Raw genomic sequence first — 13699 nt, forward strand, 5'->3', positions numbered from 1 at the left:
TTCTACGGAGTTAGGATCTCTCTTTGACTTCCCCATCAAAATCACTCCTTTAGCTTTATATTTATTCTACCAAATAAAAAGACTGTGCAAGTAAGAAACCGTACGCATTTCTTACTTACACAGTTCATATTACACTCCCTACTCCGCAGCAAATTGAATAGCTACCAGTTCAGCTCCATACGTATGTCTTATAACATGAGGACTAAAATCGTCTTGCAAACCTGCTTTTTTAGCTATTATTCCAATTTTCCTTTAAATTCCTCATTTAGATAACCTTCTATAAGGTTTTCTCTATGTACTTACTTGTGTTATCCTTCTTAAATTCAAACGATAACATAATATGAAAAGGTATCTAAAAGGTGATTCCCGTAAGTCATTAATAATGACTTACGGGACAGTCCCCTCCTAAAGGAGTCTTTACTATTTCCATACCATACCTGTTCTTCTTATGTTTATCTCATAATTAACCTGTATGTCCATATCTTTATATATTTCAGACCATTGTTCGTCCGTTTTTACTTTTTCGTCCCAATACTTTGCGTATTTCGCCCTTATTCTTGCCCCCAACCCAAGCACATCAGAACCATCTTCTTTAAGTTTCTTAATAAATTCTTCACCTATGTTTTTTGCTTTTTTAGATAATTCTTCTTCTAGTTTGTTTACAGTTTCTTTGTCTAAATGATTAGCATTAACTTCTTCCACAATATCAGAATCTACCTTGACCTCGATGGTGGCACTTGGTTTTCCATTCTCGACTTTTGTGCGGATCTTGGACTTACGCTCTGTAGCTTTCACAATATAAACACCTTTTTCATTAGAAAGAGATAATGGATTACCATACCCTCCTGGATTTTTCTCTTTTATAGACATATAAACTCCTATTTCGATAGGTGGAAATTTATCTACCATCTTTTCTCCTTTAAAATATGCCATACCATCAAGCAAGATACGGTCATTGTTTTGTACTTTCACCGTCGGGAGGATAGCATCCACTCCTGGGTCGGACAAGTCAATCCAATACTTGCCCAAATACTCTCTTGGTAATTTCCCAAACCTTACCGAATTATCTAATGTTTCTGATAAGTATAGGGACGGGACAGTTTCAACAGGTGGAGATGCTTCTAATACCTTACTTGCATCTTTTTCGTTTACTACCATCCAGGCGGTTCTTCGTACTTCAGGGTTTCGTCTGAAGTAATCATTGATTTCCGTGACACCCCTTTTCGCCAAGTCTTCCGAGATGACAATGATTTGTAAATGTCCCATATAGAGTTTTTCGGCTAGCTGTTGCTGCAAGTTCGCCATGGCATCTTTCACGGTATGACCTACAGTTTCGAGTACCCAAGCATTTTTTTCTGAACCTTCTCCGCCACCCCCTTCAGGACCTAATTTAATTTTTCCCGGTAGAGAGATTTGGGCGGTGACTTTCACATAATCCCCTTTTTCTTCTTCAGGAAACTTTCCCTCTCGATGAGTAACTTCAGGCTCTTCTTTCATGTCCTCTTCTTCTGCTATGTCTATCGCTAATCCTAATATATTGGCTCGCTCTTCTAATTCGTATCGGTCCCAACATCCTGTTATAAAAAGGAGCATCGATAACAATATAGGTATCTTCCTCATACTGCCTCCCCCTTCTTATGTCGAATGGCAGCCAAGATAAGAAGAAGGAAGGGATAGCCCAATAAAGGCAAAAGTCCATACCGAACAACTACTAAAATATAATCGTACATGGTATAGATGTCATTTGGAGCCATAGCAACCAAGAAGACAACTGGTGCCCCACAAATGGAAATCACCCGATAATGATGGAAGCGAAAGAGTTCACAGATTCCTCTCACAACGATAAAATAATAGGATAGCAACGTAGTAAACACCCCATATATCCAAGAAATCAAAAGGACCGCATCAATACGTGAGAATATCTCAGCAGGAATTTGAATCATTCTACCGAGTATAAGGATTGGCCAAAACATTTGAAGAATCTCTTCTTCACCAAATACAGCAACGGTGATAGTGACAATGAAAACAACAATAGCTCCCGTAATCCAATAACCCCAAACAGCCCCTTTCATACTCTTCTTTGGGTCTTTCATAAAAGGAATAACCATTGCAATCACCGTAAAATTACCAACAGCTTGCATTGTGGTCATAGCACCTAACATAAAATCCTTAAATGACGGTTCATGCCCCAGAAATGGAGTTAAATGGTAAATTTCTACATCCTTAAAAACTGGAAAAAAGATTACCACAACCGGAATAAGGATAAGTGGTATATAGAAAAAATGTATGTACGCAAACGTAGAGACATTTTGAAAACTTGTTGTAGCACAAAGCGAAATCATCACTATTATCGCCACCTGTATCGGTGTATTGGGAAGAATTGAACCCTGAATGGCTTCAGCGTAATGCCTTGTTTCTAAACCCATCAAAACTGCAAATATTAAGATAATAAGTAAACTGAAGACCTTTCCGATACCCTTTCCGAGGATAATTTCGTTATAACCAATGATAGTCTTCTTTGGGAATCTCTTTCCAATGAAAACAAGTCCTAATAACCCAATAAACCCCAAAAGTATTCCAACCAAACTTGCTAATGGTGCTCCCAGTCCTGCATATTTGACTACAAAACGAATGAAAGACAAAATGGAAACCCCAAACATCGTGCTTAATATAATAAAAGCCAGTTGTAAATTCGTTACTTGATCTCTTTGTTTATTCATTAGAATCCCCTCTCTTCTCATCCGCAAGCGGGTTTGTCGGTCCTTCTTTCACACCGCTTTCTACTCGTACTGAATCTTTCGGATGAAGTTCCGCTGGTCTTTCTGTTAGCCAACGAAGAGGTGCACGAATCAAGGCATCCTTAAATCCTTGCTTATTCCATGGAGAAACAGGAGTGAAATAAGGAACCCCAAAAGAACGTAAAGAAATCATATGGTTAATAATAAACATCAACCCTGTAGCAAGTCCAAGTAACCCAATGAATCCCGATAGGATAATCAACGGGTACTTTAATAACCGAAAAGCTATTGCTGCATTGTAAGAAGGTGTGGCAAAAGACCCAATCGTGGATAGGGCAATAATCACCACAGTAATTGGACTAACAAATCCTGCTGATACGGCTGCTTCTCCAATCACAAGCACTCCAACAATAGATAATGCCCCACCAACTTGTTGAGGCATTCGAACGGTGGCTTCTCGTAGTATTTCCATCGCAACTTCCATCAATAATACTTCAATCACCACAGGAAAGGGGACACCCGACCTCCCACTTGATGCGGCAACCACGAATTGTGCAGGGATCATTTCTGGGTGAAACGATAAAACCGTAATATAAAGCGATGAAAAAGTAAGAGAAAAGATAAGTGCCATAAAGCGAACTACACGAATAATACTCGTAATCATATATCTCTCAATATAATCTTCACTCGTTTGATAGAACTGATTGAAAATAGCAGGAACAATGAGAGCAAACGGGGAGCCATCGACTAAAATGGCAACTCTTCCCTCTAAAACATTTCCAACTGCTTTATCAGGACGTTCCGTGTTCTGCACTTGTGGAAATGGAGAGCGTGGATTATCTTGTATAAACTGCTCGATATATCCAGCATCCAGAATACGGTCAATCTCTATATCTTGAATTCTCTTTTTGACTTCATCTATCAATTCTTGACTAGCTATATTATCTAAATAGCAGACAGATACTTTTGTCTTTGTTTTCTTACCCACTTCCATCGGATCAACTCGGAATTCAGGCACAGGAAGACGATAGCGAAGAAGCGAAATGTTTGTCTGCATCTGTTCAATAAATCCGTCCCGCGGACCTCGAACCACACGCTCGGTTTCAGGTTGGGAAATCCCTCTTTTTTCTGGTTTAAATGTATCTAGAAATAGGGCTTCTTTTTCACAATCGATAAAAATGACGGTTTTCCCGTGTAACAAAGCATCGATTACCGCCTTCATATCACTTCCCATCTCTCCATCACAGTAGTATAATACTTCATTTAAAATGGAGGACGTGGAAGGGCTTTTGGAAGACTCTTTCTTACTCTTTTCTTCCTTTTGTAGTGGTTTGATAATATCCCGATTGATTTTTTCTTTATCCACTAAACTACTGATAAAAAAGGCGACAGCAGACGTATTTCCAAATAACTGAAACTCTCGGAATGAAAAGTCGCTATCGTTTTGAAATATCTCCTTCAAGTTAGAACTATTCTTTTGTATCCTTTTCTCTAGTTTTTGGTTTTTCATTTGCTCCATTTGTTGACTATAAGGCTTGGGTTTCTCCTTTTTCTTCTTCCCAAACAACCTGAAAAGCATGGTCCACCCTCCTTTGTTGAAAAATTCCCTAATAGCATATTTTACCTTTTCAGTATGCTCGTAATCCCTTAAAACATTCTAAAAACGATCAAATCTAATTTAGATTTGATCATTTTACACCTGATCTGTATTTCTGTTTTTTGATCCCTTAATTTAATACATATTTTCGGTTTAGTTTGTAAATCTACAAATCACACTCACTCATATTTATACGCTATTTATGAACTACTGAAATTTTGATATTGTTTTCACTGTTTCTAAAATCGCGGTTTTAATACACTGAATTTTCTATAGTGTTTTAGGTTTTCAATAATTTCGCTACTTATATATACCTAATTCCTCTGGTCTCTTTAGAGTCTGCCTCCTTTTTTTATCCATTTTTAATACCCCTAATCAAAGAATAGATGATCCTATAAAGGACAACATCAAACATGTTTGCTCTTGTTATTAATTAGCCGTATCTTATTCTGTTGACTAAACGAAAGGATAGACTCCTTAATACTATTAATTCTACCCACTCTACTAAAATGAATTATGATTAAAGGATGAATTGATCCATAACTCAGCCCAAAACATTATTAAAGGCGTACTACCTAATATGGAAATGCACCCGATTGTTGAACATCCTTTTTCTATTGAATAGTATCTTTGAACTACGCAGTTATTTGTTGCGATTCAAAATAAATATCTTTTAGGAAATTAATAGTTGAAATAACCTTGGCAAGGTACTGTATGACTTTAACAGCGTGTCTTGTACTAATTCATCCCCATCCCAAGATAAATGGTGATCATGTTACAGTATTTCCATAAGGTAGCCCTATTAGGCTTAATCAGTTGATCAAATTCTATTTTAGGTCACGCATTTCATCAGATACATAATCAAGTTTTTTCAGTTACAACACTTCCTCCTTAAATACTAATTATTATATAAACACTGTAAATTTCAATACTATAGCGATTAATAATCACTAATATTCCTTGACAGGAATATTCCTATTATGGAATAATTAAATTAGCAACGAGGTACGACATATTCAAAATGTTAAAAATTAGAAGGTGGTAATCTCTAAATAGTTTTAGAAAACACACAAGTGGGAGAGGATTCAACATGAACGTGCAAACCTTCAGTGCCCTGGCTGAACCCAATCGACTTGATATCGTCGAACTTCTTCTAAATGGATCGCTTCCAGTAGGAGAGATTGCGAAGCAGCTAGAGTTAAACCAGCCCCAAACCTCGAAACATCTTCGCGTATTAAGCGAAGCTGGTATAGTCGAAGTTCAGCAAGTAGCTAACCGTCGTATTTATAGACTAAGACCAGAACCGCTTCAAGAGTTAGATAAGTGGCTCGAGTCCTACCGTCGATTGTGGGAGTCCCGGATGGATCAGTTGAACGATTATCTTAACGTATTGCAGGGGAAAAAACCACTCAATTGATGTGTTGGTTTGTTATCGTAACAAAATCAAATATTAGTAAAGTCATGTTACAAATCGCTAATAAAAAAAGTTATTTAATTGAATGGAGGAGTTTAGATGTCAATCAACGAAATAAGCTCAAGAGTAGAGAACGATCGCGTATTAATATTGGAACGCATATTTGATGCACCACGCGATCTCGTATTCAACATGTTTAAAGATCCAGAACACCTCAAGCATTGGTGGGGACCTAATGGTTGGGAACTTCCGGTTTGCCACATTGATTTCCGACCGGGTGGTATATGGCACTTTTGTATGAAGTGCATGGACAAAAATCAAGGTGAATTTTATGGTATGGAATCTTGGGGCAAAGTCGTTTACAAGGACATAATCGAGCCAGAAACGATCGTTTACACCGATTATTTCTCGGATGCTGAAGGCAATATCAACCAGGATATGCCTTCAACCGAGGTCACGTTGGAATTCATTGATACAGATGGGAAAACGAAGCTTGTTAACCGCGCTGAATATGTGTCTGCAGAAGCTCTCAAATCAGTCATGGACATGGGAATGTTACAAGGCATTACCGAAACTTGGAACCGTCTGGAAGACCGTATGAACGAGATCAAATAAAGGAATTTTCTTCTGAAAGCCGTCTTTTCAAAAATAGAAGAAATCATAATCCATAATTAAGAGGGAAGGAATATCAATGATAAATCAAAAAATAGTCCCCCATCTGTGGTTCAATCAGGAAGCAAAAGAAGCTGCTCAATTTTATACATCCATTTTTCCTAATTCTAAAGTCACCAATATCACAACATTTCGCAACACACCATCTGGGGATAGCGATGTCGTATCATTTAATATCGATGGATATTCATTCATGGCCATAAATGGTGGCCCACATTTTCAGTTCAATCCTTCGATTTCTTTTTTTGTCAATTTTGATCCTTCAAGAGATAAGAACGCAAGGGAAAATTTAGATCAGCTGTGGGAACGTCTGTCTCAAGGCGGAACACCACTTATGCCACTTCAAGAATATCCGTTCAGTAAACGCTACGGATGGATACAGGATAAGTATGGACTGACATGGCAACTAATCCTCACGAACCCTGAAGGTAAGGAACGCCCATTTATCTTACCTTCAATGATTTATGTTCAAGATGTGTGCGGTAAGGCAGAAGAAGCAAGTGACTTTTATCTTTCTGTTTTCAATGATTCAAAACGAGGGGAAATCGCTCGCTATCCTGCTGGCATGGAACCAGACCAGGAAGGGACTTTGATGTTTACAGATTTTATGATTGAGAATCAATGGTTTGCCGCAATGGACAGCGCTCATACACACGCCTTCCATTTTAATGAAGCCATTTCACTTTTGGTTCGGTGTGAAAATCAAGAAGAGATAGATTACTATTGGGAAAAGCTTTCCTCAGATCCAAATGCTGAGCAATGTGGTTGGTTGAATGATAAGTACGGTGTCTCTTGGCAAGTCTGGCCAGAGATTATGGGAGAAATGATGGCAAACGGGTCGAACGAACAAATGGATCGATTAACAAAAGCATTTCTTCAAATGAAAAAGTTTGACATAGAAAAATTAACAGAAGCATATCAAGATAATTAACCACTGTGTACTGTGTTGGTTCGGATTAAAAAGTAATTGATATTAAAGCTGGTAAATGCCAGCTTTTTTATTGCGCAGTATGTGTCTACTATGAAGTTGCTCCATAATCTTGCCTGACTTCTTAAGAAAAAATTTTTGCAGCAAAAAAACTGCATACAATTTATGTTTTTTTGGGAAATAATATATTTTTGAGTTCATATTAAATAAGCGCTATTTTTGACTAAAAAAACATATATCACACATCAAAATAAAGCATATCATTTCCTGAAATAAAATAAAGCATAAGCTTTCCAAACGGAAAACTTATGCTTTACGTCACAAAAAAGTCCATAAAAAAACCACCATATTATGTATGGTGGAGACGGTGGGACATGTGATTCCATGCTTTCGACATGGCACTGACTATATCTTGAACCTGATTGACCAGGTCCCCCGGCGTCTTATGCAAAATGTAGATTTACCTTTAAAAGGCATGATTTCGCATCCTAGTACTACCCAAAAAAACTTGGCAGCCTATAAGTCGATACACAGCTGTTGGATTACTCCACATACTGCTCGGTATTGCCTTATCACTATATGAAGTGACTTAGGTTTCACCGATAAAGCCGGATTTTCACTTATGTGTTACCACATAAGGCGACTATTTACTAATCGAACCCACGTCCAGAGATATCGTCACTCGAGTCTCTACGGGCGTAGTCGCTATATTATCTTTCACCAGCTCTTCAGCCTAACGACAGGCTTCCAAGTGGCTAGTCTGATTAAGTTCTTCTGTCAGCCTCAGACGGCGACTAACAGCATAGCCCACTAAGTTTGAGACCCTTCAATCTACCACATGGGCGATGGCAGGAAGGATCCTTTAGAGCTACTTACGCAGCTGCTAAAGAGTAATTGTTTTCTTTGCCAGTTATATTTAACTGAGTAACGTTTTACGAGTCGTAACCTCGGCACGCAACCCGAGCTCGATCTACCCCTGTCGAATCCGTAACGTCCCCGGATTATAAGTGTAAATCGCTCGGTGTCGTCTTCAGCGACATAATTAATTATAACACATCAGCAGTTAATTTCAAGTTGATGCAGCTGTAAAATACTGTTAATACCTATCTTTTAACGCTCTTTCCACATCTCGTTTGGCTTGCTTTCGTTTTAAATCCTCACGCTTATCATATTTCTTTTTCCCTTTACCGAGACCAATCAATACTTTGGCTACACCGTTTTTAATGTACATTTTCAAAGGAACTAAGGAATACCCTTGTTGCTGAGTTAAACCAATAAGCTTATCGATTTCTTTACGGTGCATTAAAAGCTTTCTTGTACGTAATGGGTCGTGGTTAAAACGATTTCCTTGTTCATACGGAGAAATGTGCATATTGTGAACAAATACTTCTCCTTTATCAATACGGGCAAACGCATCCTTTAAATTCACACGTCCTGCTCGGATCGATTTAATTTCAGTACCCTTTAATGCAATACCTGCTTCATATGTTTCTTCTATAAAATAATCATGATTTGCTTTTCTGTTCTGGGCAATGACTTTCCCTTGACCTTTTGGCATAGAACTTCCTCCTATAACTACGTACAAGATATTTTAACAGAATCAACGGCTCTTTAAAAGCAAAACCCGTATCAAAGGGATCTTAATCACTTATGCCGACCGGTTTTGGCTCTTTGGCCATTTTCCGGGCTTCATGAACCCCTCTTGACACCCGTTATTAGCTTCATGACGATTTTTCAAGCATCATGAACCCAAAATAAACATTTATCCATAGACTTTTTTTCTGTCCATGTGAGAATATTAAAATAAGAAATTCAACATAGGAGGTCCTTAACCACATGACAAATAGTTTATTACAAATCCGTAAACTTAATGATGAAGATTTACATACCTTAGCACAAATGGAAACAGGAATTGAAGATGATTATGTGGTGCGTATTTTTCCAAGACTTGTGAATAGTCCAGAGCATGAGTTATATGGTTTGTTTGAACAGAACAGAATGCTTTCAGTTGCTGGCTACTCAATATTCGCCCACCACTATGCAATGCTTGGACGTTTGCGAAGTGATCGCCGTTATTTAGGGAAAGGAAATGCAACAGAGCTGTTAACAAAAATCATCGATGAATTGAAGGCTAATCCACAAATTCATTGGATAGGCGCCAACACTGAGGAACATAACAAACCAGCACTTAAAGTGTTACAAAAGCTTGGTTTTCCGTCTTACACTCCACTTTATCCCGTTAAGCTTTATGAAGGAGAGACTGTAGAAGGGAAATCTGGTGCACTATGGAATAAGCTTACGACAAAAGAAGAGAAACGCAATATTTTAAAATTATTTGGTAAAAGTGAATTTGAAGTTTTCCCATATCAATGCTACTATCCATTTCCATATGCGGATTATTTATTAAGTGATGATGGTTTGGAGCAATCCGTGTTTTACGTGAATGATGACCAGTCAAGATTCTTCATCGTAAAAGAAGATCAAAAGAAGGAAATCTACGCGATGGTGATGTATCCATGGAATGACCATTTTCAACAGCCAGGTTTCTGGAACACCATTATGTACAGTCTGGAGAATCATTTTACTGAACATAGACTATGGATTGATATGACCAAGGAAGGATTAAATAACGCTGAGCAATTAGACAAATTTGAGGTTCTGAAGCCATGGATTTTACACGGAGAATGGGTGAAATCATGAGGAATAATAAATGATACGTCCATTAAATTTACAGGATGACCAGGTTGCTTTAGATATTCTGGATATACAAAAGTTTGCTTATCAGATAGAGGCGAAAAGAATTGGCTATCCAAACCTTCCTCCCCTTTTAGAATGGATAGACGATATCCAACAGGTGCATGAACACTTTTACGGCTTTTATGCGGAAGAGACTTTAGCTGGTTTTATCTCTATTGAATTTGACAGAAACGTCATGACGATTTGCCGATTAGCTGTCCATCCTAACTTTTTCAGACGAGGCATTGCTCAAAAACTTCTTCGATATGTTCTAAAAAACACCTCGGCGAAAACATGTTTAGTTTCAACGGCAGCTAAAAACAAACCTGCAATAAAATTGTACGAAAAGAATGGATTTATTAAACATAGAACAGTATCAAAGGATGAACAGTTGTCGTTGATTGAGCTAGTTAGAAGAACACGTTGATTAGAACACATCCAAACCAAAAAAGGCCTAATACGCAATGTTAGGCCTTTTCTCTTACTTTTTCTTTTTCTTCTTTTTCGGAGCACTTTGATAAAAAGGTTTCTGCTTAGCTTTCTTTCCCGACTTCTTATTACGATTCGGTGCATTTTTGCTCGGAGATTTTTTCTTTTCCTTTTTATCCTTTGCTTTAATCACAGTAGGACGATCCTTAACTGGTCGTTCTTTCCGCGGTTTCATTCCCACAATTTCAAAGTCAATATCCCGCTCATCAAGATTGACATTCACGCATCGTACGGTAATTTCGTCACCAATGCGGAATACATTGCCCGTGCGTTCACCAATCATGGCATAGCTTTGCTGATCAAAATGGTAGTAGTCATCAGTTAGGAAACTGACATGGACAAGCCCCTCAATGGTGTTCGGCAATTCCACAAACATCCCGAAATTCGTAACAGAGCTTATCACCCCATCGAATTCCTCACCAATTTTGCCTTGCATATATTCAGCCTTCTTCAAGTCATCTGTTTCTCGTTCGGCATCAACAGCACGGCGCTCCATTGCGGACGTATGACGCGCGATTTCCGGTAAACTGTCCTTCCAATATTCTCTCGTTTTCGGGTCTAATTTCTTTTCAACTAAATACGTTCGAATTAAACGGTGAACAATTAAATCCGGATAACGTCTAATTGGTGACGTGAAATGGGTATAAAATTCAGTTGATAACCCAAAGTGACCTACACTGTTTGGATCATATTTCGCCTGTTGCATCGAACGAAGCATCAACTTGGAAATAACCATCTCTTCTTGGGTGCCTTTTACCTCTTCTAACACAGCTTGCAGTGCCTTTGGATGGATGTCATTAGCTGTACCACGCACAACATAGCCTAGGTTGGCAATAAATTCAAAGAAATGCTGGAGTTTTTCTTCATTAGGCTCCTCATGTATACGGTGAATAAACGGTACCTGCATCCAGTGAAAATGCTCTGCTATCGTTTCGTTGGCGGCCAGCATAAACTCCTCAATAAGTCTCTCCCCAACGGAACGCTCTCTTAGCACAACGTCTGTCGCTTCCCCGGACTCATTTACTTCAACCTTTGCCTCTTTAAAATCAAAATCAATTGCCCCACGTCCCATACGCTTGGTGCGTAAAATTTGAGCAAGAGTCTCCATATTCTCAAGCATCGGCGTAATGTGTTCATACTTGCTGCGGAGTCCTTCGTCTTCTTCTACTAGAATTTTATTAACATCGGAATAGGTCATCCGTTCCGTCGTTTTGATCACACTTTGGAAGATATCATGATTCACCACTTCTCCCTGGTCTGTGATTTCCATTTCACATCCAAGGGTTAGTCGGTCTACTCGAGGATTTAAAGAGCAGATTCCATTTGATAACCGATGGGGAATCATCGGAATCACTCGGTCTGTTAAATAAACGCTTGTCCCTCTTTCAAACCCCTCTTCATCAATCGGAGAACCCTCTTTGACGTAATAAGATACATCTGCAATATAGACGCCAAGCTTGTAATTCCCATTTTCAAGCCTTTTTACGGTGACGGCATCATCTAAATCCTTTGCATCTGCACCGTCAATGGTAATGATTGTCTCTTCGCGAAGATCACGTCGATTTTCTATTTCTGATGGATCAATGGAATCTGGCACTTGGTTCGCCTGCTCCATCACCTCTGGAGGAAAATCAGACTTAATTCCATGCTTATAAATAATGGACAAAATATCGATTCCGGGATCATTTTTATGACCTAAAATTTCTAATACAGAGCCTTCTGCACTCATTCGGTCTTCTGGATACTTGGTAATTTCCACAATCACTTTATGTCCATCAACTGCGCCATTGGTTTCAGACTTTGGTATAAAAATATCATGAGGTATCCGCTTGTCATCGGCTATCACAAACCCAAATGCACCATTATCCTGGTAGGTTCCCACAATTTTATTATTGTTGCGTTCGAGGATTCGAATAACAGTTCCTTCTGCTCGTTGACCGCCCTCTCCTCCAGACTCAATGCGAACCATGACCCGGTCACCATTCATAGCCGAGTTCAAATCACGGTTGTTGAGAAAAACATCATCTCTTCCCTCTTCATCTGGGATTAGGAACGCAAAACCCTTGGCATGCATTTGAATTGTTCCACGTATGAGATTCATTTTTTCAGGTAATCCGTACCTATTTTTCCGAGTACGAACAAGCTCTCCATCCTGTTCTAAATCATTTAACGTTTTGACTAAGTCTTTAAATTCCTCTGCATCCTCATCTAATTCAAGCACATCCTCAATCTCATGAACCGAAAGAGGTTTGGCGTGTTCATTAAAATAGGTTAAAATTTTCTCCTTTAAACTACTCAACGTTTTTCACCGTCCTTTCTACAGTTGCCCTTTTAAACGACACTATTTCCTTTTAGTATGTCCAATCAAGCGTCTCAAGAAACTCATAAATATCTTCGTGCAATTGATCGCGTTCCTTGTCTAAGGTAATTACATGTCCTGACTCTTCATACCACTTAATATTTTTTTCATCAGCTTCCACATTTTCATAAATATACTCTGCACTATCCGTATTGATCATTTGATCATTTCTTGCTTGTACCACAAAGGTCGGCGTGTAGATGTGGTCAACATGATCGTGAACATCGGTTATAAATTTCCCTAGTTTATTGAATGTATTAGTAGAATTAGCCATTAGCTCCTTGATTTCTTCCTGAATCTGACCCTCATCTTTTTCTTCTAGCTGCTTATATTCCTTGGCGAACTGCTTAAATCCTACTGTCAATTGGCTAGTATTATCAAAGAACATTGGTGCACACATTGGGATGACACCCATCATCGGTTCCGTGTAAGCGAGCTTCAGACTGAGTACTCCTCCTAAAGATAGTCCACAAACAGCAATCTCATCATGGCCTAACACACGCAAATGGTGAAGAGCCTGCTGGACATCCTCCCACCAATCATCGGCCTCATACTTAATCAATTCTTCTGGTGGAGCCCCATGACCTCGATAGATTGGCGCATGTGTTGTGTACCCCTTTTTTTGCAAAAAGCGTCCAAGCATTCTGACATCTGCACTATGGCCTGTAAAACCATGTAGTAATAAAACGGCCCGCTTTCCACCTTCAAACGTAAATGGCTCTGGTGTTTTTATTTTCATGTTCGTCAACTCCTTAAAGATAGCTTA

The 13699-nt window shown here is 38.8% G+C and carries 11 protein-coding genes and 1 other RNA gene; 5 read left to right on the forward strand and 7 right to left on the reverse strand.

The window, feature by feature from the left end:
• Nucleotides 1–420 precede the first annotated feature (420 nt).
• The 3 genes from GH754_RS00005 to GH754_RS00015 are packed head-to-tail and all read right to left on the reverse strand — an operon-like array spanning nucleotide 421 to nucleotide 4317.
• Complete coding sequence (locus GH754_RS00005; protein WP_153726691.1) at nucleotides 421–1620, reverse strand: Ger(x)C family spore germination protein; 1200 nt, start codon at nucleotides 1618–1620, stop codon at nucleotides 421–423.
• Entirely contained in the window at nucleotides 1617–2720 is a 1104-nt protein-coding gene (locus GH754_RS00010) for a GerAB/ArcD/ProY family transporter (RefSeq protein WP_153726692.1), read from the reverse strand. The genes GH754_RS00005 and GH754_RS00010 overlap by 4 nt, the downstream gene beginning before the upstream one ends.
• Nucleotides 2713–4317, reverse strand: coding sequence for a spore germination protein (locus GH754_RS00015; RefSeq protein WP_153726693.1), 1605 nt, complete (start codon nucleotides 4315–4317; stop codon nucleotides 2713–2715). The genes GH754_RS00010 and GH754_RS00015 overlap by 8 nt, the downstream gene beginning before the upstream one ends.
• Nucleotides 4318–5425: 1108 nt before the next feature.
• On the opposite strand from GH754_RS00015, the gene GH754_RS00020 reads away from it, so the two are divergent.
• The 3 genes from GH754_RS00020 (at nucleotide 5426) to GH754_RS00030 (ending at nucleotide 7352) form a co-directional block, all read left to right on the forward strand.
• A complete protein-coding gene (locus GH754_RS00020) occupies nucleotides 5426–5752 on the forward strand; it encodes an ArsR/SmtB family transcription factor (RefSeq protein WP_153726694.1) in 327 nt (108 codons plus the stop codon).
• A 96-nt stretch (nucleotides 5753–5848) separates the two neighbouring features.
• Complete coding sequence (locus tag GH754_RS00025; RefSeq protein ID WP_153726695.1) at nucleotides 5849–6364, forward strand: SRPBCC family protein; 516 nt, start codon at nucleotides 5849–5851, stop codon at nucleotides 6362–6364.
• A 76-nt stretch (nucleotides 6365–6440) separates the two neighbouring features.
• Entirely contained in the window at nucleotides 6441–7352 is a 912-nt protein-coding gene (locus tag GH754_RS00030; protein WP_153726696.1) for a VOC family protein, read from the forward strand.
• A 648-nt stretch (nucleotides 7353–8000) separates the two neighbouring features.
• Here GH754_RS00030 and ssrA read toward each other — a convergent pair.
• Nucleotides 8001–8339: a transfer-messenger RNA gene (gene ssrA / locus GH754_RS00035) on the reverse strand.
• Between the two features lie 106 nt (nucleotides 8340–8445).
• Nucleotides 8446–8907 carry an SsrA-binding protein SmpB gene (smpB, locus tag GH754_RS00040; protein WP_153726697.1) on the reverse strand — a complete coding sequence of 154 codons (462 nt, stop codon included), beginning with the start codon at nucleotides 8905–8907 and terminating at the stop codon, nucleotides 8446–8448.
• Between the two features lie 278 nt (nucleotides 8908–9185).
• On the opposite strand from smpB, the gene GH754_RS00045 reads away from it, so the two are divergent.
• A complete protein-coding gene (locus tag GH754_RS00045) occupies nucleotides 9186–10049 on the forward strand; it encodes a GNAT family N-acetyltransferase (RefSeq protein WP_153726698.1) in 864 nt (287 codons plus the stop codon).
• A gap of 10 nt (nucleotides 10050–10059) precedes the next feature.
• On the forward strand, nucleotides 10060–10512 hold the full coding sequence (locus GH754_RS00050) for a GNAT family N-acetyltransferase (RefSeq protein WP_153726699.1): 453 nt from the start codon (nucleotides 10060–10062) through the stop codon (nucleotides 10510–10512).
• Between the two features lie 54 nt (nucleotides 10513–10566).
• Here the strand turns inward: GH754_RS00050 and rnr are convergent, their stop codons facing one another.
• Nucleotides 10567–12873 (reverse strand): ribonuclease R, encoded by a 2307-nt coding sequence (rnr, locus tag GH754_RS00055; RefSeq protein ID WP_153726700.1) that lies wholly within the window; start codon nucleotides 12871–12873, stop codon nucleotides 10567–10569.
• Between the two features lie 52 nt (nucleotides 12874–12925).
• Entirely contained in the window at nucleotides 12926–13672 is a 747-nt protein-coding gene (locus tag GH754_RS00060) for an alpha/beta hydrolase (protein WP_153726701.1), read from the reverse strand.
• Nucleotides 13673–13699: the final 27 nt, after the last annotated feature.

It is taken from the genome of Salinibacillus xinjiangensis (genome assembly GCF_009649735.1).
GTDB classification, from domain to species: Bacteria; Bacillota; Bacilli; order Bacillales; family Alkalibacillaceae; genus Salinibacillus; species Salinibacillus xinjiangensis.